The sequence below is a fragment of the Macrococcus animalis genome, assembly GCF_047425875.1.
Lineage (GTDB): Bacteria > Bacillota > Bacilli > Staphylococcales > Staphylococcaceae > Macrococcoides > Macrococcoides animalis.
In genome coordinates this window covers 1,725,172-1,749,059 of sequence record NZ_CP179727.1, presented here as the reverse complement: position 1 = coordinate 1,749,059, position 23,888 = coordinate 1,725,172, and the positions used below count along the sequence as shown (strand labels likewise).

The 23,888-nt window shown below is 32.9% G+C and carries 29 protein-coding genes; 7 read left to right on the top strand and 22 right to left on the bottom strand.

Annotated elements, in window-relative coordinates; all coding sequences use genetic code 11:
- Window positions 1–17: 17 nt before the first annotated feature.
- From ACMGE9_RS09125 to mutY, 3 genes are all read right to left on the bottom strand, one after another.
- Window positions 18–1,763, bottom strand: a complete 1,746-nt coding sequence (locus ACMGE9_RS09125; protein ID WP_414042489.1) for an ABC transporter ATP-binding protein — start codon at window positions 1,761–1,763, stop codon at window positions 18–20.
- 47 nt (window positions 1,764–1,810) lie between these two features.
- Window positions 1,811–2,359, bottom strand: coding sequence for a DUF402 domain-containing protein (locus ACMGE9_RS09120; RefSeq protein WP_414042488.1), 549 nt, complete (start codon window positions 2,357–2,359; stop codon window positions 1,811–1,813).
- 78 nt (window positions 2,360–2,437) lie between these two features.
- Complete coding sequence (gene mutY / locus ACMGE9_RS09115; RefSeq protein ID WP_414044483.1) at window positions 2,438–3,475, bottom strand: A/G-specific adenine glycosylase; 1,038 nt, start codon at window positions 3,473–3,475, stop codon at window positions 2,438–2,440.
- Window positions 3,476–3,570: 95 nt separating this feature from the next.
- On the opposite strand from mutY, the gene ACMGE9_RS09110 reads away from it, so the two are divergent.
- Entirely contained in the window at window positions 3,571–4,563 is a 993-nt protein-coding gene (locus ACMGE9_RS09110) for a metal-dependent hydrolase (RefSeq protein WP_414042487.1), read from the top strand.
- A gap of 36 nt (window positions 4,564–4,599) precedes the next feature.
- Here ACMGE9_RS09110 and ACMGE9_RS09105 read toward each other — a convergent pair whose 3' ends face one another.
- From ACMGE9_RS09105 to ACMGE9_RS09065, 9 genes are all read right to left on the bottom strand, one after another.
- Window positions 4,600–5,451, bottom strand: a complete 852-nt coding sequence (locus tag ACMGE9_RS09105) for a hypothetical protein (protein WP_414042486.1) — start codon at window positions 5,449–5,451, stop codon at window positions 4,600–4,602.
- A gap of 9 nt (window positions 5,452–5,460) precedes the next feature.
- The gene (locus ACMGE9_RS09100; RefSeq protein ID WP_414042485.1) at window positions 5,461–6,993 is read right to left on the bottom strand and encodes an ATP-binding cassette domain-containing protein; all 1,533 of its coding nucleotides are present in this window, start codon (window positions 6,991–6,993) and stop codon (window positions 5,461–5,463) included.
- An 11-nt stretch (window positions 6,994–7,004) separates the two neighbouring features.
- A complete protein-coding gene (locus tag ACMGE9_RS09095) occupies window positions 7,005–7,325 on the bottom strand; it encodes a YfhH family protein (protein ID WP_414042484.1) in 321 nt (106 codons plus the stop codon).
- Window positions 7,322–8,116, bottom strand: coding sequence for a recombination regulator RecX (gene recX / locus ACMGE9_RS09090; protein WP_414042483.1), 795 nt, complete (start codon window positions 8,114–8,116; stop codon window positions 7,322–7,324). The genes ACMGE9_RS09095 and recX overlap by 4 nt, the downstream gene beginning before the upstream one ends.
- Window positions 8,117–8,172: 56 nt before the next feature.
- Complete coding sequence (locus ACMGE9_RS09085) at window positions 8,173–8,895, bottom strand: glycosyltransferase (protein ID WP_414042482.1); 723 nt, start codon at window positions 8,893–8,895, stop codon at window positions 8,173–8,175.
- Window positions 8,896–9,079: 184 nt separating this feature from the next.
- Window positions 9,080–9,598: a type 1 glutamine amidotransferase domain-containing protein gene (locus ACMGE9_RS09080; protein ID WP_414042481.1), complete on the bottom strand. Its 519-nt coding sequence runs from the start codon at window positions 9,596–9,598 to the stop codon at window positions 9,080–9,082.
- A gap of 61 nt (window positions 9,599–9,659) precedes the next feature.
- The gene (locus tag ACMGE9_RS09075) at window positions 9,660–10,187 is read right to left on the bottom strand and encodes a DUF7010 family protein (protein ID WP_414042480.1); all 528 of its coding nucleotides are present in this window, start codon (window positions 10,185–10,187) and stop codon (window positions 9,660–9,662) included.
- A 124-nt stretch (window positions 10,188–10,311) separates the two neighbouring features.
- Window positions 10,312–11,691, bottom strand: a complete 1,380-nt coding sequence (gene rlmD, locus ACMGE9_RS09070) for a 23S rRNA (uracil(1939)-C(5))-methyltransferase RlmD (RefSeq protein ID WP_414042479.1) — start codon at window positions 11,689–11,691, stop codon at window positions 10,312–10,314.
- An 11-nt stretch (window positions 11,692–11,702) separates the two neighbouring features.
- A complete protein-coding gene (locus ACMGE9_RS09065; RefSeq protein WP_414042478.1) occupies window positions 11,703–11,861 on the bottom strand; it encodes an SE1561 family protein in 159 nt (52 codons plus the stop codon).
- Between the two features lie 134 nt (window positions 11,862–11,995).
- Between ACMGE9_RS09065 and yfkAB the strand changes: the two genes are divergently transcribed.
- Both yfkAB and ACMGE9_RS09055 read left to right on the top strand, forming a co-directional pair.
- Window positions 11,996–13,123, top strand: coding sequence for a radical SAM/CxCxxxxC motif protein YfkAB (gene yfkAB, locus ACMGE9_RS09060; protein WP_414042477.1), 1,128 nt, complete (start codon window positions 11,996–11,998; stop codon window positions 13,121–13,123).
- Between the two features lie 133 nt (window positions 13,124–13,256).
- A complete protein-coding gene (locus ACMGE9_RS09055) occupies window positions 13,257–13,775 on the top strand; it encodes a helix-turn-helix domain-containing protein (protein ID WP_414042476.1) in 519 nt (172 codons plus the stop codon).
- A 114-nt stretch (window positions 13,776–13,889) separates the two neighbouring features.
- On the opposite strand, the gene ACMGE9_RS09050 is transcribed toward ACMGE9_RS09055, so the two are convergent.
- From ACMGE9_RS09050 to ACMGE9_RS09035, 4 genes are all read right to left on the bottom strand, one after another.
- Complete coding sequence (locus tag ACMGE9_RS09050; RefSeq protein ID WP_414042475.1) at window positions 13,890–14,408, bottom strand: acyl-CoA thioesterase; 519 nt, start codon at window positions 14,406–14,408, stop codon at window positions 13,890–13,892.
- Between the two features lie 93 nt (window positions 14,409–14,501).
- The gene (locus ACMGE9_RS09045; protein ID WP_414042474.1) at window positions 14,502–14,675 is read right to left on the bottom strand and encodes a hypothetical protein; all 174 of its coding nucleotides are present in this window, start codon (window positions 14,673–14,675) and stop codon (window positions 14,502–14,504) included.
- Between the two features lie 55 nt (window positions 14,676–14,730).
- Window positions 14,731–15,966, bottom strand: a complete 1,236-nt coding sequence (locus ACMGE9_RS09040) for an aminopeptidase (RefSeq protein WP_414042473.1) — start codon at window positions 15,964–15,966, stop codon at window positions 14,731–14,733.
- A gap of 39 nt (window positions 15,967–16,005) precedes the next feature.
- Window positions 16,006–16,203 carry a DUF1128 domain-containing protein gene (locus tag ACMGE9_RS09035; RefSeq protein WP_414042472.1) on the bottom strand — a complete coding sequence of 66 codons (198 nt, stop codon included), beginning with the start codon at window positions 16,201–16,203 and terminating at the stop codon, window positions 16,006–16,008.
- 181 nt (window positions 16,204–16,384) lie between these two features.
- On the opposite strand from ACMGE9_RS09035, the gene ACMGE9_RS09030 reads away from it, so the two are divergent.
- From ACMGE9_RS09030 to ACMGE9_RS09020, 3 genes are read left to right on the top strand one after another with little or no spacing between them, the layout of a single operon-like run.
- Window positions 16,385–16,690, top strand: a complete 306-nt coding sequence (locus ACMGE9_RS09030) for a YtxH domain-containing protein (protein ID WP_414042471.1) — start codon at window positions 16,385–16,387, stop codon at window positions 16,688–16,690.
- A gap of 38 nt (window positions 16,691–16,728) precedes the next feature.
- Window positions 16,729–17,754: a YihY/virulence factor BrkB family protein gene (locus tag ACMGE9_RS09025; protein ID WP_414042470.1), complete on the top strand. Its 1,026-nt coding sequence runs from the start codon at window positions 16,729–16,731 to the stop codon at window positions 17,752–17,754.
- A 34-nt stretch (window positions 17,755–17,788) separates the two neighbouring features.
- Window positions 17,789–18,361 (top strand): beta-class carbonic anhydrase, encoded by a 573-nt coding sequence (locus tag ACMGE9_RS09020; protein WP_414042469.1) that lies wholly within the window; start codon window positions 17,789–17,791, stop codon window positions 18,359–18,361.
- A gap of 68 nt (window positions 18,362–18,429) precedes the next feature.
- Here the strand turns inward: ACMGE9_RS09020 and ACMGE9_RS09015 are convergent, their stop codons facing one another.
- From ACMGE9_RS09015 to map, 5 genes are all read right to left on the bottom strand, one after another.
- On the bottom strand, window positions 18,430–19,053 hold the full coding sequence (locus ACMGE9_RS09015; RefSeq protein ID WP_414042468.1) for a response regulator: 624 nt from the start codon (window positions 19,051–19,053) through the stop codon (window positions 18,430–18,432).
- A gap of 1 nt (window position 19,054) precedes the next feature.
- Window positions 19,055–20,077 carry a sensor histidine kinase gene (locus tag ACMGE9_RS09010; RefSeq protein WP_414042467.1) on the bottom strand — a complete coding sequence of 341 codons (1,023 nt, stop codon included), beginning with the start codon at window positions 20,075–20,077 and terminating at the stop codon, window positions 19,055–19,057.
- Complete coding sequence (gene liaF, locus ACMGE9_RS09005) at window positions 20,074–20,769, bottom strand: cell wall-active antibiotics response protein LiaF (RefSeq protein ID WP_414042466.1); 696 nt, start codon at window positions 20,767–20,769, stop codon at window positions 20,074–20,076. Before liaF ends, ACMGE9_RS09010 begins: the two co-directional genes overlap by 4 nt.
- A gap of 15 nt (window positions 20,770–20,784) precedes the next feature.
- On the bottom strand, window positions 20,785–21,135 hold the full coding sequence (locus tag ACMGE9_RS09000; protein WP_414042465.1) for a hypothetical protein: 351 nt from the start codon (window positions 21,133–21,135) through the stop codon (window positions 20,785–20,787).
- A 102-nt stretch (window positions 21,136–21,237) separates the two neighbouring features.
- The gene (gene map / locus ACMGE9_RS08995; RefSeq protein WP_414042464.1) at window positions 21,238–21,993 is read right to left on the bottom strand and encodes a type I methionyl aminopeptidase; all 756 of its coding nucleotides are present in this window, start codon (window positions 21,991–21,993) and stop codon (window positions 21,238–21,240) included.
- A gap of 171 nt (window positions 21,994–22,164) precedes the next feature.
- On the opposite strand from map, the gene ACMGE9_RS08990 reads away from it, so the two are divergent.
- Window positions 22,165–23,160 carry an FUSC family protein gene (locus tag ACMGE9_RS08990; protein WP_414042463.1) on the top strand — a complete coding sequence of 332 codons (996 nt, stop codon included), beginning with the start codon at window positions 22,165–22,167 and terminating at the stop codon, window positions 23,158–23,160.
- Window positions 23,161–23,204: 44 nt separating this feature from the next.
- Here the strand turns inward: ACMGE9_RS08990 and scdA are convergent, their stop codons facing one another.
- The gene (gene scdA, locus ACMGE9_RS08985; RefSeq protein WP_414042462.1) at window positions 23,205–23,882 is read right to left on the bottom strand and encodes an iron-sulfur cluster repair di-iron protein ScdA; all 678 of its coding nucleotides are present in this window, start codon (window positions 23,880–23,882) and stop codon (window positions 23,205–23,207) included.
- Window positions 23,883–23,888 lie beyond the last annotated feature (6 nt).

The following is a 23,888-nucleotide window of genomic DNA, read 5'->3' as shown; positions in this document are numbered from 1 at the left end:
GGCTTAAACTCTCCATACTATTCCGCATCTAAATGTTGGATTGAGTATAAATTATAATAATGTGAACGATTGTTCATTAACTCTTGGTGGGTACCGATTTCTACGATTTCACCATTTTGAATCACTACAATCTTATCTGCATGTGTAATCGTTGATAATCTGTGTGCAACAATTACTGTGGTTCTATCTTTAGATAGAGTTTCAAGCGCTTCTTGAATCACCGCTTCACTTTCTAAATCAAGTGCACTCGTTGCTTCATCAAGAATTAAGATTGGTGGGTTTTTCAAGAATACTCGTGAAATTGCTACACGTTGCTTTTGACCCCCCGATAATTTCACACCTCGTTCTCCAACTTCAGTGTCATAGCCATCAGGTAAACTCATGATAAAGTCATGCGCATTTGCTAGTTTAGCAGCATAAATCATTTCTTCTTCTGTTGCGTTAGGTTTACCTAGTAAAATATTTTCTCGAATTGATTCTGAGAATAAAATATTGTCTTGCATAACCATTCCTATTTGTGTTCTTAAGCTTTCTATAGAATAGTCTTTTAGTGTAACGTGATCAATTTCTATTTCTCCACTCGTTACATCATAAAATCTAGGAATTAAGCTAATCATAGTCGATTTACCACCACCACTCATCCCCACGAAAGCAACGGTTTCACCACTATTAATGTCCAGATTAACGTTATGTAATACTTCAGTATCTTCAGTATTATATTTGAATCCAACATTTTTAAAAGTAATGTCACCATGATTAATTTTGAGATTACGTGCATGTGGTTCGTCTTTCACATCGTAAGGTTCATCGAATAATTGGAACATTCGGTCCATAGAAGCCAAACTTTGAGTTAATGTCGTGGATGATGACACTAAACGACGTAATGGACCATATAAACGGTCAAGATAAGCAATGAATGCTGCTAAACTACCAACAGTTAAGCCACCTTCAATAACTAGGTAAGCTCCAAAACCTACAACAAGTAATGGCCCAATATCAGTAATGGTATTAATAACTGCAAAACTTTTCGCATTCCATTTTGTGTGATCAGTTGCTTTAGTTAAAAAGTTTTTATTGCGTTTATTAAATCGCTCGTTCTCTTCTTCTTCAATTGCAAATGTTTTAATTACAGTCATTCCTTGTACACGTTCATGCAAAAAGCCTTGTACTTCAGCTAGTGATTGACTTCGTGCTCGTGTTAACTTTCGTAAGTTACCAAAGAAATAGTAAATACTAAACATGTAGAACGGGAAGACAACAAGAGAGATTAATGTCAACTTCACACTCATTGTAAACATTATAGCTAACGCAATAATAATTGTAACCAAATCTAGCCAAACATTCATTAAACCTGTAACTATAAAGTCTTTGGTTGACTCTACATCGTTAATCACACGAGAAATCACTTCTCCTACTTTATTGTTAGAATAAAAACGCACACTCAATGCTTGTAAATGTTTGTATAACTTTTTACGGATGTCATATAAAATTTTGTTACTTGTCCATTGCGCTAAGTATTGTCTATAATATTCGACCGGTGGACGAATAACGACAAATATAAATCCGAAAATTAATATCGCGTTCATCAATGCAGATTTCTTTTCTTCTATCGTCATTGCACCATTTTGTATGACGTCATCAATTACATATTTTATAAGTAACGGAATCAGTAATGGTATTCCAAACTTTAGTATCCCTATTGCAATTGTTAATATAATTAACATCCAATAGGGTTTTACAAATTGCATATATCGTTTTATCATATAAAAACTCCCTTAACAAAATTAAATCAACCTAGTACTAGGTTGATTTAATCTTTCATTCTTTTCTGGAAATGAAATCTTTCTTGCCATACTTTAATAAAGTCTGGCGCAAATGGTCCCTTTTTCCTTTCAATCCATTGCTGCAAAATATCAACGTTTCGCCTTAGGATATCATCAATCTCTTTTGGATAATTCATCTGTTTCATATGCTGCTGATACTCATCTTCATCCAGTAAGTGATATTTACCATTAGGATAGACCTTTATGTCTAAATCATAATCAATATATTTAATTGCCTCTGTATCGTAAATAAATGGTGATGATAAGTTGCAGTAGTAATACACACCATCTTCTCTAAACATACAAATAACATTAAACCAATACTCAGAATGAAAGTATACAATAGCTGGCTCTCTTGTAACCCATGTTCTACCGTCACTTTCAGTTACAAGTGTTCGATTATTCCCCCCAATGATAACATGATTGGTCCCTTTTAAAATCGTTGTTTCAGACCAGACTCTGTGAATTTTACCGTTATGTTTATAACTTTGTATCTGTACACTCTGGCCTTCTTTTGGTATGGATTCTTTGACCATGTTCCACACCACCTATAATTTATAATATTTGCATTTTAAATTATAACATAACTATTGCTTCAATAAACGTAATTCAACCTAGAGATTGTTTTGAATATAATAATCAAAGATTTTTGTCATGGATACCGGGAAATTATATTTATTTTTATTTTCTGGTGATATGAGTTGATATGCGCTAGATACCTCATCCTTTGTATATGCTGTATAAACTTCCATTTGCCATTCTAAATGTGTAAATTGATGCTTTGTTTTAACAAAAGGTGTGTCTTCAATATATAGTGATATATCCATTTGTTCTTCGATATCACTGACGTGCTTATCGATTTCAAACATCGGAAATTGCCACATGGATGCAAGTAAACCAGCATCAGGTCGTTTTTCTATAATTATTTTATCATCCTTATGTATGATTAATACTTTAAATTGTTGCACTGTTTTTTTTACCTTTTTAAGTTTAACTGGTAAATTCAACTGGTTATTTTCTTCGAATGATAAACAGTGACTTTGTACCGGGCAAAACATGCATAGCGGCGCTTTCGGAGTACACACTGTTGCGCCTAATTCCATTAGTGCCTCATTAAAGTCACCAGCATCATCAGGGATGACTGCCATCACTTTTTCTTCGAAGTGTTTGCGTGCCTTGGTACTTGATATATCAAAGTAATCATTATCTAGTCTTGCAAATACGCGATAAACGTTCCCGTCCACTGCTGGTAATTGATGATTAAAAGCTATACTCATCACAGCACCTTGTGTATATGGTCCAACTCCTTTTAAAGATAAGAAGGCTTTCGGATCATCAGGTACTTTACTGTTATAATTCGCTTGCACTTCACGGATAGCTTCATGAAAATTTCTTACACGTGAATAATATCCCAAACCCTCCCAATACTTTGCTACTTCTTCAATGGAAGTCTCTGCTAAAGTATCGATGTCAGGAAATCTTTCAATAAAGCGTGTATAATAACTTCTCACAGTATTTACTTGTGTTTGTTGTAACATTACTTCCGAAAGCCAAATCTTATAAGGATCATTGGTTTCACGCCACGGCATTTGTCGTTTATTTTGATGGAACCATTCTAATAAGTCTTTACTAAACGTTTCATTATATTTCATAACAACCAACTTTCTAAATTTATTGTTAAACTTCTGCATTTCTTTTATCAAATGCATTGAATTGGATTATAATAATTGTGAAAGGGATGATACATATGGATACAGCTACTCACGTCGTCATGGGTGTTGCACTCGCTGGACTTGCTACAATTGATCCTGCAGTTACAACGATGTACCCTGCCATCGTTACAACAGTAATGGTCGGCTCTCAAATTCCAGATATTGACACAATACTAAAGTTTAAAAATAATGCTGTCTATATTAATAATCACCGCGGGATCACACACTCTATCCCATTCACTATAATATGGCCCATTTTATTAACGATACTAATTTGTTTCTTCTTCAAAGAAAATCAATATATTCATGTATGGTTATGGGCTCAAATTGCAGTGTTCCTTCATGTATTTGTAGATATTTTTAATTCTTATGGTACACAAGCACTAAGACCCATCACGAAAAAATGGATACAAATAGGTATTATTAATACGTTTGATCCTATCATCTTCATATTACATTTATGCGCGATTGCTTTATGGTACATTGGTGGCAACCCGATATATATTTTCTCAAGTCTCACAATAATACTTGTGATTTACTATATCATGAGACGTATATTACAACAATCGATTAAAAGTGCAGCGATTAAACTCATCCCTAAAGATGAAAAAATCATTAAGATATTTGTTGCACCTACCATACGTTATTTTGAGTGGCGCGTTGCCATTCAAACGAATACACATGATTATATTGGCCGCAGTTATAAGCGCTCAGTCAACTTTAGTGATCGATTTAAACGCATCCCGTTTCCAGAAGCAAAATATATGCAATATGCGATACATGACAAAAACTTAAAAGCATTTATCAATTTTAGTTCAATCTATCGATGGACTATCTCTGAAACAGAAATGGGCTACGAGCTCCGTTTCATCGACTTAAGATACTTAAAAAATGGACATTATTCATTTGTGGCTATATTAGGACTAAACAATTCATATCATGTAACACACAGTTATACAGGCTGGGTATTCTCAGAAGATAAGTTACAGAAGAAATTAATGCGTGGTAAAGTAAATCTGAAAGCATAGTAAAAGGCTTGAGACGAATCCATCGTCTAAGCCTTTTTATTTTTCCTTATGTTTTAACTTTAAGTTTTTAATTTTAGAAGCACTCATTTTTTGCTGCTTTTCTTGCTCTATACTTTCCGACTTATTGACATTGATCTCATCTTTAAGAATTGTATATAGATAGCTAAACCACATGTAGATTAATATAAGTTCAAAAATAAAAATCATTTGACTCGGTAAGTTTAGAAATGGCATTGTACCCAGCACAATTGATTCTTGAATACCGTTTACAATAAAATAAAATGGATTAAGTTTTAAAATATTAACTGCTAGCTCTGGCAATTCTGAAGGTATCCATAAAATTGGTACACTTAAAAAGATAATCACTAAGATCACCATTATAATCCAGCGCATATTTTTTATTAAATGCGACATTAATGCGAGTATTGTACAAATTGGCATCAATAAAATAAACGTCATCATTGAGAAATATAAAACACTTAATAAACTTGTATCTAATTCGATTTTATTTGACTTTGCTATTAAAAGTAACATTAACAATGACAATATAAACAAGAAAAAGAAATTAATGATTTGAACTGTTGTCAAAACATACGTTGGTGTATTTGTGATGTTCAACATAAAACCTCTGGACTGGAGCATCTTCATTGAAAAATATACAGAACAAGCAATCCAGAAAAACACTAAATATCCTGATAACGACCAAACTTTCGAAAGCTTTTCAATCGGCAAACTTTCTGTTAAATTAAGCAATAAAAATGTCGCTGCAATTAATAGAAGATTAATTGTTAACCAAATAGAATATAATTTTTGGTTATAATAAATCTCGATTAAAGCATTTTTAATTGTATGTGGAATATATTTGATTATGTTCATTAATTCATTCATGATTCACACCTACATTTGAATATATAGCCATTCATTCTTCGTAAAGTCTGCAATGCCATATCCCTCTCCAATTTTTACAATCCATTGATCCGTTTGAATGCCAAATTTTTTCTTCAATCCGGCAGCATTCTCTATTGGGAAGCTTATGCCATTCAAACGATTTATATCATCAAAGTGTAAATTAATTTTATTTTTTGTTAATTTCACTTTATAACGGTCATTTGTTTCTGGATATAGCTCTTGGTTAATTGTGCTATGTTTCTTTCCTAAATAACCGTTGAAGAACTCTCTAAAATTGACATAGTTACTATACATATAATCTTCAAGTTCTCTATATGTGTGTTCATCATAAAGCGCTGCCGGATTGATATATGTCATATCCTTTTTATTGGCATCTAACGCACTACCCGCAAAATCAACACGATATACTTTATCGTTTAATCCTGAAATCGTCAACACAGTATTTGCTGGTAATTTTATATCTTTTGCATTACTCGTTATTATTGTTTCCTTGTTCGTAACACCAAGAGCATATTTATCAACATATTCTTTTTTTGGTTTCTCTACAATGCTTGTCTCTTCATTTGCCGTAGCTTTACTAGGAACCCCGATATTATTTAATAATAATACAAACATTAAGGCAATTCCAAATAATACAAGTGCACTTGTCGTGAGCAACTTTTGTAGATTCTCATCAACAATAACGCCACCGTAACGCTTAATTCGACTTAATTTATCCCCTTCATCATGTGACAATGAGCGCGCCATTTTATAGTTTAAATCAAATAATTCACGCTCGTTATCATTACGACAACTTTCATAATCCTTTAAATAATTTTTGTAGCTAGGTATAATCTCATTCGGTATGCCTGACTTCCTTACTTGACCGTGGCTCATCCACGTAATGTAATTTGCTTTTTCTTGAATAAAATCAATGTCCGTCTCAATTAAGACAATCGATTTCTCCTCTTTAACAAGTAAATCAAGTATCATGGCAAATTTTTCTTTAAACACCTTATCTAAATGACGAAACAAATCATCGAAAATAATAACATCAGGTTTTAAAAAATAAGCAAGTGAAATCATTAACTTTGAACGTTCAAAAGTAGATAATGAATTCGTCGCAATCTTTTCTTTATCTTTTAAATCACTGAACTCTAAAACGTTGTTTCTCTTCTCATTAAAAGAATTCAACGGTAAATTGTAAGATAAAAAGATAGATTCAATCAATTGCTTCACTGACGACTCCCCATCAAAGATGTGGTTATGACTTGCTAAAAATGTCGGATGGTCATTTTTAACGCGCCCTTCATTTGGTTCTACTACTTTAGAAATTAATTTACCAATAACCGATTTCCCTGAATTTGGCAAACCAACTAATCCTAAAATTTCACCTTTATATAAATGTATTGTGACATCTTTCACTTCAACATGATGATTCTTAGATTCAGGCATAATGATATCTCTAAATTTCGAAAATCCGCTTACATGTCGGAAGTACTTTGTTACGTTTACGAGTCTTACTAATATATTATTTGACATTTCTTCTCTCCTTAAGCATCAAGCTGCAGCAGCGCTAAAGGTATCCCTTCTTCGTCTAACTGGGCACCCAGTCTAAATCCCCATACAAATACACCTTTTATATATTCGACTTTGAAGTATTCCTTCTGATTACCAACCAATTGATACACTTTACCAATTTCGATTTTGTTAACATCAATCAAATAACTCTCAGCAATTAATGCTTTACGCATCCATACTTCATATTCATTAACGATACCCATCGTCTCCGCTTTACGCGCTTTTTCGCGATATGTTCCAACTACTTCACGCAATTCATGTTCATTCATTTCGATTAATTTTTTTTCATTCACTCGATTCCACTATCCTTTAACCGTTCTATTATTGTATCGTATTCAAATCCTTTTCTCATCATGCTCTGAATGACTTTTTGTTTCAACTCAAAACCTTCATGCTTTCTAGATAAACGATTGACTTCTTTTTCTAGATTCTTTTGAAAAGCATCGTCGTTTGTTTCTATTCTAACATTTTTTAATGCATCATTTGCAATATCCAAATTATACCCTTTTTGAATCAGAGTTTGCATTATTTTTTGTTGAATCATGCGACCAGATTGTTTTTTTTCATACTTTTTAGTAATTTTAGCTGCAATTTTACTAATACGCTCTTCTGTGATTAACGATTCAAACTTGTACGTATATTGATCAATCAAACGTTGTTCGACACCAAGCTCTTTTAGCTTCTGTGCAAAAATAACCGGCCCTTTATCAGTTGTATTAATCAGCGTATTCATAAAGCTTATACAATAATCTTCATGATTGATATAGCCATTCACTTTACAGTATTCTATCGCTTTATTTATAGCTTGTGTTCTTAATTCAATTTTCGTTAAATAATCACGTACTTCTTTTTCTGTACGCTTTTTATATGATAAATATTGAATCGCTTTATTAATTGCAACGCGGTAACCATCATATTCACCTATTTGAATGAGCTCTTCGTCAGTAACGATTGAATCTTTTTTTAAGTTGAAATACACATAGGTTGCAGCATCTATCCCTGCGAAAAATTCACCGTTAATATAAAGATTAAAACGCTCTTTATTATTTTTTTGGACTTCAATTTTGGTGATTTTTTTCTCCATTGTAAAACCTCCATAAAAATAACGCTAAATATTATTTAGCGTTAATCTTATACTCATTATAAACCAGTCAATGCTTGATTGTATTCTGTTTCGTTGATAAAGTTTTGCTCACGCATCTTTTGTAACGTTGCTTTCGTGCGTGTTTTTAGTGATTCATCTGTTTGATATGCCTCTGGATGGTATAATGACGGCGCATTAATCGTACTTGCTAAGATTGCACTTTGCAATACTGTAATTTGTGGATAATACTGATTTGCTTTATGCGTACTAGCGTTAAAATCGCCATTCGCCGCACTTTCAATATTGTAATGATTATTGCCGAAATAAATCGTATTTAAATAATAACTTAATATCTCTTCTTTCTTATAGTTGTTCTCAATACGCTTGGCAACAACAACTTCCTTTATCTTTCTAGAAATAGATTTCTCATTATTAAAGAAATATGTTTTTGCTAATTGCTGTGTAATAGAACTACCACCTTGTGATGCCTCACCATTTTTGATTGAGACGATTATGGCACGTGCAGTACCAAACCAATCCACACCATCATGTGAATTGAAACGCTTATCTTCGACTGCAATGAATGCATTTTTCACGTAAGGCTGCATATCTTTTGTGGCAACAAATGTTTCTTTTTGCTCTATTGTACGAAGTGCTCCAATGTCGACTTGGAAACCTTTGTACACGTTAAATCCTATATATAATGCGAGTATTAATAATGGGATGAGTAAGATAGATGAACATCCAAAACAACCACAACCACGCTTTTTTCTTCTCAAGATAAAGCACCTCTTTCTTATCTTCATCTTACCACCAGGTTATACCGTTTGGAATTAAAAGTGATAGAAAAAGCATAAAATCAGTCTTGGGATGTATGAGCTGTTTTTTTGTGCAAGCGATAAACTGTGTTTGTCGCTTGCACAAAAAAACAGCTGACTCACGTCAGCTGGTATCTCAATTCATCTATTGAAGCAGCGCTAATGATTCACGGTTAAAGTCTTCTAAATCATCAGGTGTTCGGCTCGTTACGATATTGCTATCGACTACTACTGACTCGTCAACGACTGTTGCGCCAGCATTTTCTAAATCTTTGCGAACTGATAAATAACTTGTCATCTTCTTACCTTTTAATAAATCTGTATCAATTAATAATTGTGGTCCGTGACAAATTGCGAACACTGGTTTCTCGTTTTCAACGAAACCTTTTGTGAATGTACCGAAGCGACCTGCTTCGTCACCACGTAATAAATCTGGAGAAAATCCACCAGGGATTAACAATGCATCAAATTCTTCAGGTTTCACATCACTGATACTTTTATCTATTTTAATTTCTGTATTTTCTTTTTTACCTTTTACAGTACTACCTGCTTCTTTACCTATCACTGTAACTTCATGTCCTGCTTGTTTATATGCTTCAACTGGACTTGTAAATTCTACATCTTCAAATAAATTATCTAATACTACTGCGATTTTCTTAGTCATTATAAATTCCTCCTAAAATCGTTATAGTATTATTTACCCGACTCAAAAATGATAAAACATGCTACTCTTGCTTCATTTCTAAAAATAATACTATTACAAAGATGATTTCTATCACGACCATCGCAATGGGTAAAATATTGATTGAATAGAGATTGCCTAATACAAGTGCGATAACTGGAATCGTTACAGAAAATATCGCATAAATCTTCGAATCATATAGCCATGAATAAGGTAATAAATGTGCACCAAAGACCATTGCGTATACCATTATCATTTTTTCGGGTACAGCATTAAAAACCCACATAACGATTAACAAATAAATCATTTGGTTCAATGTGAATATAAAACCTAATTTACCTAATGGATTTTCATTTTTAAAGATATCTACTTTTAAGACCTTACCAAATAGCCATGCAAATAGCATTAATGGTGTTGAACAAACAAAGACCAAAATATTTTTAAGTTGTATATCAATGTCCAAACTCGCTATTATCGCAATTAAACCCCAAATCATTACAGATGCACATATAAACGGTAGTCCCTTTTTCTGTGTAATTATAATATCTCTTTTCAAATGGTCAAGTTGCATGTCAAACACCTCCATATGATGATTACCTCAACTCCATTATACGGCCAAATAATCGCAATGAATGTCACTTCACAAATTTGTGATAATAAAAAAGACTAGGATATTGTCCTAGTCTCTCAATGCTTTATCTACCTAATTTCTTCTTACGTACAAGTCTTACCACCGCTTCAACTTGCGCAGTTTGTGGGAACATATCAACAGGTTGAATGTAGTCCACTTGGAATGCTTTCGTTAAATGCGCTAAATCTTTCGCGAGCGTTGAAGGGTTACAACTTGTGTAAACGAATGTCTTCGGTTTAATTTCATTGATTAACTGTATTGTATCTTCAGATAAACCTGTACGAGGCGGATCCACTGTAATCACATCCGGATAGAATCCATCTTTAATCCATTCATCGAGCTTATCAGATGCATCACCGATTTCGAACTTACAGTTATCCTTGTTATTCGCTGTTGCGTTGTAAATCGCATTTACTATACCATCTTCATTCGTATCCATTCCACGTACTTCTTTCGCTTTATCTGCTAGCCAGATACCTATCGTACCTGTTCCACAGAATGCATCAACAACATTTTCTTTACCTGTAAGTCCTGCTGCACGTTCTACTTCTTTATAAAGAACAACAGTTTGTTTAGGGTTTAATTGAAAGAAACTTTCTGCTGATAAATCATAAACGTGATCTTGTAAAGTTTCTCGAATAGTTTCATCTCCAGCAATCACAATTGTTTCGTTACCCATAACAATAGATGTTTTTTCTTTATTGATGTTTAAAGCAACACCTTTCACACCAGGTAAGCGCATCACACGTTCAGCCAACATATCTTGTTTTTTTAAGTCACGTGTATTTGTAACAAATACGACTTGTAAGTCACCTGTTGCTAGTGCCACACGTGTAATAATATGTCTAACACCGTATTCACGAGAAGGATTTTTACATACTTCTATATTTAACTCACTCATAATCTTCTTGATTTCATTCGTTGTTTTCATCGTACGATCATCTTGTACGATACATTCATGTAAATCAATCAACGTATTTGAATGTTCTTTATATAATCCTGCACGAATTTTACGTCCAGATTTCTCAACTGGAAATTGATTCTTATTACGATAACCGAAAGGACTTGCCATACCTAAAGTATCTTTAATTAAATCTAACTTTACGTGTGGTGCATATTTCGTAATAGCATCTTCAACGATTTGTTTTTTATATTTTAATTGCCCGTTGTATGATAGATGCTGTAATTGACATCCACCACATAAATCAAACACATTACATAATGGTTTCACACGTTCTCTTGATTTTTCACGAATTTTAACCATCTTTGCTTCTAAATATTTATTGTTAATATCAGTTACTTGTGCAACGATTACTTCACCAGGTAGTGCACCTTTAACAAATGTAATCTTCCTTTTAAAATAACCTATTCCCTCGCCATTAATGCCGAGTCTTTTAATAGTTAAAGGAAACTGCTGACCGACTTTTACTTGGATATCTGCCATTACTTATCTCCTTATTGTTGAATAGATTTAACTTTCTCTTCTAACTGATCTAAAATACTTAACCACTCATCAATATCATTGATATCTGTTGTTTCTGGATTAACAGATTCGATTGTCTCCATAAAATCAGTTAACTTTACTTTAATTTCTTCTAAAGAATCTTTAGTCATAATACGCTCCTTATAATTATCTTGAATGTATTCATTATGTAACATATTCAACAAACTTTCAATGTATTTATTATTGACAAACATTCTCACATGTTCATAATAGAAAAAGACGATTATTGGAAAGAAGGCTAAATATGCTACATTTGAAAGAAAAGATTTCGATTGATAACGACCCATGGGAAGCATATAATGATGTCCAAAAATATGGTGAGACAAAACTTTCAAATATTGAATTTACAACAACAACATTATGTAATATGCGTTGTGCCCATTGCGCTGTCGGCTATACATTACAACTCAAAGACCCAGACACGATAGATATGAAATCCATCTTCAAACGTCTTGATGAAGTTGAATATTTATCGACTTTAAGTGTTACTGGCGGAGAACCAATGTTCTCTAAGAAATCTATAAAAGAAACAGTTATTCCTATATTAAAATACGCTCAGCAACGTGGTATTTATACACAAATGAATTCAAATTTAACAATCAATTATGAGCGCTATGAACCGATTATAGATTTAGTTGATGTAATGCATATTTCTCATAACTGGGGAACAATTGATGCATTTGCGGAAGTTGGTTTCCATGTGATGGATAAGAAACCTCCACTTCCTTCCCGCTATAGATTATATGAACAAATGATTGAAAATGCCCGTAAATTATCTGAAGCTGGCATGTTTGTCTCTGCTGAAACGATGTTGAATAAAAGTACACTTCCGTATTTAGAGAAGATTCATCACGAAATAGTTAATGATATGAAATGCGCACGCCACGAAGTTCACCCAATGTACCCTTCTGACTTTGCTAGTGATTTAAATGTCCTAACGATAGAAGAAACCAAAGCTGCGATTAGACAATTACTTTCTTTTAGAAATCAAGAAACTTGGATGTTATTTGGGACGTTACCGATATTACCTTGTTCAATAAATCAAGACGATTTAGCATTTTTAAATGAAGTGAATAACGCGAAGAACGTTACTGTAAGAAATGACCCTGACGGCCGTTCAAGACTTAACGTGAATGTATTTACTGGTGACGTTATTGTTACTGACTTTGGTGATGAAACAGGAACTATCGAAAACATCATTAAGACACCATTACAAACCATTTATGACAAGTGGAAAGCAAGTGAGTTAAATCAATCACTCAACTGTCACTGTCCCAAAGTAAAATGTTTAGGACCGAACTTACTCGTTAAAAATATGTACTACCCAGATGTAAATTTTAAATCAAACCAAATTAGGATGAACCGAAATTAATATTCATCATAAGACTAAAAAAGCCCATTTCGGGCTTTTTTTATTAATAATTAGTTTTTTTAAAATATTCTTATTATTTAATTAATAATTTAATGTATAATAGTATATAAAGTATATTATAGGGGGGTATTTCATGACAATTGGGGAAAAAATTCGCGAAATTCGCAAGAAACAAAACAAAACACTAAAATTTATATCTGATGAAACAGGAGTTTCAATTGCTTTCCTATCACAGCTTGAAACGAATAAATGCAGTGCAACGATGGCTTCACTCCGTAAAATCGCAGATGCTTTAGAAATTCATCCAAGTTATTTTTTCCATACAACTACAATAGAGAAAGAATCACTGGATCCTTCAGAACTTACCAATTCATTTACATATCAGAATTTATCCAATGGTGTTCCTGGTGCTTTCACACCTATTCGCGTAGTTTTACAACCTGGTGCTAGCCAAAATGATTCGAGTCAGCATGCCGGTGTTGAATTTATTTATTGTATCAAAGGGATACTTACACTAACGGTAGGTACAGAACGCCTTGAGTTACAACCTGGAGCATCATATATGTTTAATGCTCACGAACCACATTATTGGTATAATTTCACTGAAAAAGAAGTCGAATTTTTAGTAGTTAATGAAATACATAAACATTAAAGGGCAACTCGTTTGCACATCTAGTGACATAATAAAAATACCTTTCAATCAAGCGTGATTTGAAAGGTATTTTTATTTTCGATAAGGGATCGATATAAGGCGTCCCTTGTCTCACTAAATTTCAATATTTTTCTCAAAAAAACTCAGTAATTCTTTACTCTTACTTCTTCTACTTTTCCTGAATTCTGCACGTTCTTCACCTGTTGTATTTAACCACATTTGATCTTCTGTCTCAGGGACAACTTCAGGAACAACAACAGGTTTATTTTGTTCGTCTAGTGCGACAAATGTTAAAAAACTAATCGCAGCAAGTTGTTTCGTTTGTTGAATAATGTTTTCAGAAATGACTTGTACACACACTTCTAATGATGATGTTCCTGTATAAGTTACTATTGCTTCAAGTGTCACCACTTCTCCAGGTCTAATCGGCTTTAAGAAATCCACTGAATCCGTACTTGCTGTTACGACAGAGCGTGCACAGTGTCTCGTTGCAGCAATACTTGCAACGTCATCAATTAATGCCATTAATTTACCACCAAATAATGTGTGATGATGATTCGTATCCGTAGGGAAGATTTGTTTTGTTTTTATAGTCTTTGATTCATTCATCGTCTTTTTTAATCGTTCTGTCATTTTCTTTCCTCGATTCTTTTCCATTATTACTATAATGATAGATGATTTATTGCAAAATAAAAAGAGATAGTTTCCTATCTCTAGTTCTTTCAATTAATGCAGGTCGTCAGCAAATACTTTCTTTTCTAATGCTTCTTCAGGTGTATCGATAATATCTGCCTCTTTAGAATCAAACGCACTAATCAAAGCTAACATAAGGTAAGCGCCGAATCCAAAAATTGTAAATAAGAACGCAATAACTACTAACCACATCATAGGTACTGACATGCCCATCCTCCTCTTAAATCAATAATAATATAATCATATCATTTTATATTCAAAATTAAAACGCCCAATTTCCATTCACAAATATTGGCTCTTCCTGACCATCAGATGTAATGCCCATAATATTCATTTCAGATGATCCAATCATGAAATCTTCATGTGTTATAGAATTATTCAATCCATTTGCCGCAAGCTCTTCATCACTCATTTCTTTTCCACCTTCAATGCAGAACGGATAAGCAGAACCTAAAGCTAAGTGACAAGATGCATTTTCATCGAATAATGTATTATAATATAAAATTTTAGAATTTGAAATTGGCGAATCATGAGGCACTAACGCTACTTCACCTAAACGTCTTGCATGTTCATCTGAATTTAATAAACCTTCTAAAATGTCTTTACCCACTTTTGCATCAAAATCAACAACGACACCGTTTTTAAATGTTAAAGTAAATTCATCAATAATATTACCACCATAGCTTAGTGGTAACGTACTTGATACTGTACCATCCACTTCATCTTTATGCGGTACGCTAAATACTTCTTCAGTTGGCATATTAGCCATGAAAGATACGCCATCTTTACTAGTACTTGAAGCACCACTCCAAATATGACCTTTTGGCAGACCAACTTTTAAGTCTGTTCCTGGCGCTTTATAATGTAATGCTACATATGCCTTTTTATTTAGATAATCCGCTTTTGTATGTAAGTTATCGTTGTGTTCAACCCATGCTTGAACTGGATCCTCGGCATTCATCCTTACTGATTCTAAAATTGCATCTAATAATTTTTCAAATGCCATTTCTTCATCTAACTCAGGAAATACCAGTTTAGCCCATTCATATGACGGATACGCTGCAACCGTCCAAGCAAACTGATCTGATTGCATCATCTTCATATATTCTTTAAACCCTGCACCATAAGCTTTCATATTAGCTGAAACTTTTGCAGGATCTGCATCTTTCAAATTTTCAGGGCTTGATGAGATTAATGCAAGTTGCGCAGCATAGTCTTTCGCATAATCCATGCGTTCATCGATTTGATATTGAGGAACTGATTCAAATGCAGATTGATCACGGTATTTAAAGTTTAATTGTGCTAAACGATCATCTGCATAGTTAACCTTAACATCACTTGAACCCGCTTTATATGCCTCTTCAACAATCATGTGTACAAAATCTTTTGCATCAACTGTTGCACGAATATATACACGTTGATTTTTTTGTACGTTCATTCCTACTTTTACAAGTAATTCAGCATATTTTTTTAATTGTTCTTCTTTATATAATTTCATAATCTAATCCCCTTTTATGATATGCCTATTATGTTATTACTATTTTCTTAATTGTCCTAGAGCTTCTGTTAATGCACTCATCTCACTCGGAGAAAAACTATCTCGTTTCGATACCATTGCATGAATATCACGTAAATCATCCATTTTATTATCATCAATTGATTCAGGGTTAATCACACCTACATTAACCAATTTTAATTTCTGGATGATTTCATTTATCATCTGTTCTTTATTCATTATACACACCTTCTAGTTTTAATTTTCCATACAAATTCTATTTTATCAAACTATTCAAAAAATGAATAATATATTTTTTTTATAATTTCAATATTCTTTGTTTATCAATCACCAATAATGGCTATATAATGATTAATAGGTGTGATAAACACTATTTCTTAATTATTAGGAGGAGAAGAACATGAATAACAAATTAATCCCTGCAACAATTGCTGGTGCTGTAATCGGTGCTGCTGTATCTATGATCGATAAAAAAACACGTTCATCAGTAAAGAATCAAGTTCAAACCAAAAAAGAAAATGGTTTAACACCAGCACCATCAACGAAAGCTAAAGCAAAAAGTTTAAAAGACGAGTTATTATATTGGAAAAACACAATTGAAGAAATTCGTCGTAATAATCCAGAATTAGAAAAAGCTATTCTAGATGCGAAAGATACATTTATCGAAAAGCGTAACCAAAAGAAAATTTCTGGTCCAAACGGCTAGTTTTCTTTAATAATTTAATATTTTTATGAGGTGATAATATGTCGAAAGATAATAAAAGCACTTCTAAATTTTTGACTCAGGCCGCAAATAGTCCTGAGTCAAATCATTTAGATGGTGAAAATAAAAAAAGTACTATTAACAAAAATGATGAAAATTATGTGTCTAATCAAAAGTTCCAAACGAAACAACCTAAAAAAGAAAATGAAACTTTCTATGTTTCTAAAATTAATAAACCTGCAAAATATAAAGAAAACGGTAATTTTCTAAATAAGTTATTATTTAGAATAGGTAAAGATGATGCTGCAGGATTGTCAGCACAACTTGCTTACTACTTCTTATTGTCTTTATTCCCAATGTTAATCTTCTTGTTAACTTTAATACCATTATTTAAAGTAAAGCCAGAAACTATTACTAATATGATTTCACAAAACGCACCCGGTGATACTGCAAAGATGATTACTGGAATTATTAATGACGTTATGAGTAATGCAAACGGTGGATTACTATCATTCGGTTTAATCGCTGCACTATGGTCAGCTTCGAATGGTATGACAGCTTTAATGAATGCATTTAATGTGTCATATGAAGTTGAAGATGCAAGAAATCCAATCATTGCTAAGTTATTAAGCGTATTATTCACAATTGTAATGGTACTAGTATTCGGTATCGCACTAGCATTACCAGTATTCGGTGAACAGATTGGTAATTATTTATTTGGCCATTTAGGGCTAGAATCGCAATTTAAATGGGTATTCAATTTAATCAAAGTCGTTTTACCTATCCTAGTGACATTCATCGTGTTTACTACACTTTATGCAATTGCACCTAACCTTAAATTAAAGATTAAATCTGTACTACCTGGCGCTTTATTTGCTACAATTGTGTGGTTAGGAGCAAGTTTCTTATTTGGATATTATGTAAATAACTTCTCTAACTACTCTAAGACATATGGTAGTATCGGAGGGGTCATCGTATTAATGCTTTGGTTATATTTAACTGGATTCATTATCATCATTGGATCTCAAATTAATGCGATTATTCATAAAGATAAATTAGACACTTAATATAACAAAAATATCAAGAAATCGAGGTAAAATTATGTCATTATTGTCAAGCATTCTAGAGTACAACAAGAAGTTCGTTGAAAACAAAGAGTATGAAGTGTATAAAACATCTAAGAAACCGAAAATGAAAGCCGTTATACTTACTTGTATGGACACGAGACTTCAAGAGCTTTCTCACAAAGCTTTAGGACTTAAAAATGGCGATGTTAAAGTCGTTAAGAATGCCGGTGCAACAATTACACATCCATATGGTTCAACAATGAAAAGTTTATTAGTTGGAATCTACGCACTTGGTGCAGAAGAAATTATTATTATGGGGCATAAAGATTGTGGGATGTGTCAAATTGATGCAGATAAAGTAATGGAAACAATGATTACTCGAGGAATAAAGCAAGATACAATAGATACATTAAATCATGCTGGAATAAATGTGAATAATTTCATTGGTGGGTTTAATGATGTATCTGACAATGTGTTTCATAATGTTGACTTAGTATACAATCATCCACTATTTGATAAATCAGTTCCTGTGCACGGGTTAGTCATTGATCCGCATACTGGTGAACTTGAATTATTAGTTGATGGATATAAAAATATGGTGAAATAACAAACGGAGGATAGCAGAGCTATCCTCCGTTTGTTTGCTAAATTGAAATAAAAAAGCTTGTTCGGTAATTATTCTATAAGGTCATGCTGAAATGCATAGATTACTGCTTGAGTTCTATCTTGAACTTCTAATTTGCTTAAAATATTACTCACATGTGTTTTTACCGTTTTAATCGTAATGTGACTCGCATCTGCTATTTCTTGGTTTGAATAACCTTTAGCAATAAGCAATAATATCTCTTTTTCTCGTTCTGTTAGCATTTCATGTAATTCTGCTTTCTGATTCATTCGATAGCGCATCTTCGCCATGACTTCCTTTTCGAATACCGTTTCGCCATCATGTGTTTTATATATCGCATCACGTATTTCTTCTGCACTACTCGTCTTTAATATGTAACTATCTACTCCTGCATCTAACGCACGATAGACTTCTTTATCTTCTATGAAACTCGTCAACATAATTACTTTCACTGCTGGCATTTGTGCTTTAATTTGCGTCGTCGCTTCAATACCGTCCATTTCATCCATTACCATATCCATCAATACGATGTCTGGTTTTAAAGCTAACGTCTTTTCTATACCTTCTTTACCGTTACTTGCTTCACCAATAATTTCAATGTTCTCTTGCATTGATAAATAACTTGATATACCGATTCTAACCATTTCATGATCATCTACAAATAATACGCGCATGTTAGTCCTCCTTTATCGGAACTTTCACTTCTACTCGTGTTCCTGATTGTGGTGCTGATATCACTTGGCATGTGCCGCCAATTTCTAGTGCTCTTTCTTTCATCGTATGTAAACCATATCTGGTATCATCAACTTGATTTATATCAAATCCAATACCGTCATCTGTAATACGTAATATCACCCTGTTATTAGCTTTAAATAATTCTATCGTAATATTCTCTGCTTTCGCATGTCTTAACGTATTCGAAATTGATTCTTGAGCGATTCTAAACAAGTGATCTTCTATTCCTTTTTCTAATACGATTTCTTCTAAGTCCGTTGTTATATTTAACGGAATCTTTTGTTTTAATTCTTTAATTAATTGCGTTAATCCTTGTTCCAAAGTTTTATTCTTTAATCCTACAGGTCTTAAATGCAATAATAGTGCACGCATTTCTTGTTGAGATTCGTGCAACATTTTTTCCAGTAATGAAAGTTGTTTTTTTACTTGTATCTCGTGTTCCGCTGACTTTAAAGCAGATAACATCATACTTGCCGCAAACAATTGCTGACTAACAGAATCGTGTAATTCTCGAGCAAGACGTTGACGTTCTTCTTCTACAATTTGTTTAACCGTCTCTTCATTAAGTTGATGAACATCATTAATGACCAATTGATTTTGGCGTTTCACATCTTCAATCATAACACTTACATTTTCCAATGTTTTCATAATTTCTAATACTTCAATGTCTTGATTTAAATTATTAATTTTTATCTTTTCACCATCTCCTAAACGTACAATCATTTCTTGAATATCTGTATATTGTTCGTTTTGTCTATAGGCGAGAATTGATCCCATAATAATACACGCAAGGATGACAATCACATTTAAAAATAAAATGGCCGGCACGCCAACAATTTGAGTATAAAACATACCTTGAAAATAGATAATATTAACAAAAATACGATCTAGTACAAAAAAAATAATCGCAAGACTATAGACGAGTATGAGTAAAGATCCAATCATTCGTGTGTAATTGTTCATCGGTATTGCACCTCTAAATCACCTACGATTGAAGAAACAAATAGCTTTATTACCACTTTATTTGGGTATGCTTCCGTTTCATAAGTCAGCCTTTCATTTCTCGCCTTTTTACTATACGCATCTTGAATATTGAGCTGACCATACATCGTCGTATAATCTACTTTGACTTGATAGTGATGAGGTACAGTAATAGTCGTTTTACCAATCATATTGCGTACAACTACGATATTCATTTCTTTTAAGTTTGCAGCCTGGCTTAAATCGATATTTATATCTCCCACAACATGTTGGAGGTTTATATCTTCGAATTTATAAACTTTATCTGGTGTTGACTGAAAGCTAAACAAAGATTGTTTACTAATGACCATCATATTTTCTTCCGTTTGAATCACTTTCATCGGTTGACGTTTGTAAATAATATAGCGAATCGCGACAATAACAATAAAACAAAATAAGACGATTAACGTATAAGGATTCGATAATAATCCAAACATCAACATGATTAGCCCTATCCATAAAATTATGAGTCCACGTAGGTTCTCTTTCATGTTTTGACTTAAATAAATAAGTGCTATAGCTACAACAATAACCAACAGCATCCCTATCTTGACGAAGAATATATAATATAAATTCGATAATAATATCAAAGTAAAAAAGATAATCAACATTTCTGAATTTACAATTTGTTTCACGTATTCACATCCTCGTTATTTTACATTTGATAATAATAGTATTTCGTACTGAATATTTCTTTTTTCTTCTTCTAAGTTTAACAATAACGATTCGATTTCATCAATATCATTGTCGATTGTATTGATTTTATTTATTAATGGTTGACGATTATTTTTCAAATGTTCAGTTGGCATAATTTCATGTGTTTCAAGTTTGATTTGAATTTTTTCTTTTTCTAAATTTAACTGTTTCATTTCATTTTGTTTTAAGTGCTTTAATACATTAATATCAGCTAATCGTTTATATGCTGTAGCAGTTTTAAAGTACATAAAGTTTTGAACGCAGGTTTTGACAGTGTTGTTTAAATAATGCTTAATTGATTGCATATGCATACCCCATTCTTATCGTAGTCTTATCATTATAGAAAAAATTCCACGAACTTTTAAGCGTCCGTGGAATGATTAATGACTACAACTTAAGTAGTATGTTTAGTCTTCTAATTGTGTTAAAAGTAATGGACCATCTTTAGTAACAACTAACGTATGTTCGATTTGTGCTACGAAACTTCTATCTTTCGTTTCAAATGCCCACTCATCTTTACCATCTGATACAATCGTTGCTTTAGAAGAAATGAAAGGCTCTACAGCAAGTACCATGCCTTCTTTTAGTAGCGTTTTGTCCATTGGATCATAATAGTTCATAATATGTTTTGGCTCTTCATGTAAGCTTTTGCCTATTCCGTGGCCAGTTAGATTTTTAATAACTGTTAAGCCATTTTTACGTGCTGTTGCATTGACTGCACGACCGATGTTACTTAATTTAGCACCTGGCTTAATTTTCGTCATCGCTTCATTGAATGCCATTTCAGCACAGTCCACTACTTTTTGTTTTAATGGATTATTCACTTCTCCGACTACAAACGAGATACCTGTGTCAGAATAGTAGCCATCCTTACAGGCTGAAACGTCAACATTAACCAAATCTCCATCATTAATAACACGTGTGCCTGGTATGCCATGTGCTACTTCTTCGTTTACGCTAATACAAGTATATCCAGGGAAGTCATATTCAGTAATTGGTGCAGACTTTGCTCCATATTGTTCAAATAAGTCTTTAGCGATATTATCTAATTCTTTTGTTGTCATACCTGGCTTCGCTTGATTCTTCAATTCATCACGAATTATAGCAACAATTCTGCCTATTTCTTTTAATCCTTGTAAATCTTTTTCTGAAGTTACAATCATGGTTATCTCTTCTTTCACTTTAGTTTATTAATAATAGATGATAAGTAAAATATATATCAATTTCATACAAATGTATTGATTAATTTGTATATTAAACATATCATATATTCGTCACTGTTTATTATAACAAAGATTAGACAGTATACTACTTTTAAAAATTGGATTGATACAATGAAAATCAAATGGACTAAAAAAATAATAGGTGCACGAACGATAAAAACAGGGCTCGCAACTTTTTTAACTGCAATCATTTGTCAGTTCTTCAACTTACCACCCATATTCGCAGTAATCACTTCGATTGTAACAATCGAACCCACCGCACGTGCTTCTCTTAAAAAAGCATTTGTTAGATTTCCAGCTTCAATACTTGGTGCATTTATTGCAGTGATGAGCACTTATTTCTTAGGTGACTCTGCCCTTAGTTACAGTATCGCAGCAACCGTTACTCTATTTATTTGTTATAAACTAAAGCTTTATGACGGTATGCTCGTAGCAAGCCTTACTGCTGTTGCCATGGTCCCAAATATTCATCAAGACTTTGCCTTTAACTTTTTCTCTCGGTTAGCAACTACAACGATTGGTTTATCTACTGCTACGATTGTAAATTTCTTTGTTTTACCACCAAAGTACCACACTCAAATCGCTAGTCTAATGGATATTTTAGAGACGAAGTTAATGACAATGTTAATTAAACGTTCTACTGAAATAAATGCGAATCTTGCGGATTTAAGTGGCACTCTACCTATGATGGAACAAACGAATAAACTAATAGCCAAAATTGATACTCTACTCGCTTATGAAAAAGAAGAAATGCATTTCCACAAAAATTTAGAAGTTGAATATGAATTGACACGATTACGTCATCGCTTAGATGTTAATCGCCTTATTCAATTGCATATTAATCATATGATTCTTATACCAAACGGGACTGAGTTTGTAATGTCAAATGAAGAAAAAACAGCATTAAATCATTTGATGCAATCATTTAAAACATTCGGTGATGACAGAACTTATAAGCCTGACAAACCTTCTCTAAGCATACTGAAAAATAGTGTCAAATTCTTAACTGAGTTTGATGACAATCAAATGAAAAGTCATTACATTTATGAACTACTTATGATTAATCGTTTGCTAAATGATCATCCAAACAAAAAGAAACAAGTCTAGTATAATACGTGACTTGTTTCTTTTTGTTCAATAATATGAATTAACTATTTAATTCTCTCAAACAAAACATTATTTTCTAAATGTACATGTTGGAATGTATCGCGTTCAAGCATTGCTAGGCGTTGGTATACTACTCTGAATGTTCCACATGCGTCCATTGGTGGTGTAAAATCAGATGTGATTTCACGCATGCGTTTTAATATATTTCCTGCACCGTCATGCTCTGTTTCAAGTTCTGCGATATGTGGTGCAAGTTCAGCTTTTAATTCCTCTGTCGGATTATTTGTATAATCAATGACTAATGGGAATACATTTTCATCTTCATCTTTTGTATGATCTAATAACTCATCACGTAATTTCATCGTAAGGTCTTTTAATTCTAATAAATGAGGATGACGTTCCCCATGAACTTTAGAAACTTTTGTAACGTATGGCATTAAGTTTTTAAATTCTTCAGCAAGTGGCTTATGGAATTTGTTTTGGATGTAATTAATCAGTGCAGCATTATCTAGATATTGCACGTCTAAAGTCCCTTCACTGCCATTATCTAAAGCGTTAATTTCTTCTAATAATGCATCAAGCGATTTACTCTTCTCATTAATTGCTTCAGTTAATGGAATATTTCCACCACAACAGAAGTCAATGCGGTTACTTCTAAAAATATCTGCTGCTTTCGGTGATTGTTTTACGATGTCTGAAACGAGCATGTCTTTTGTAATCATTATATA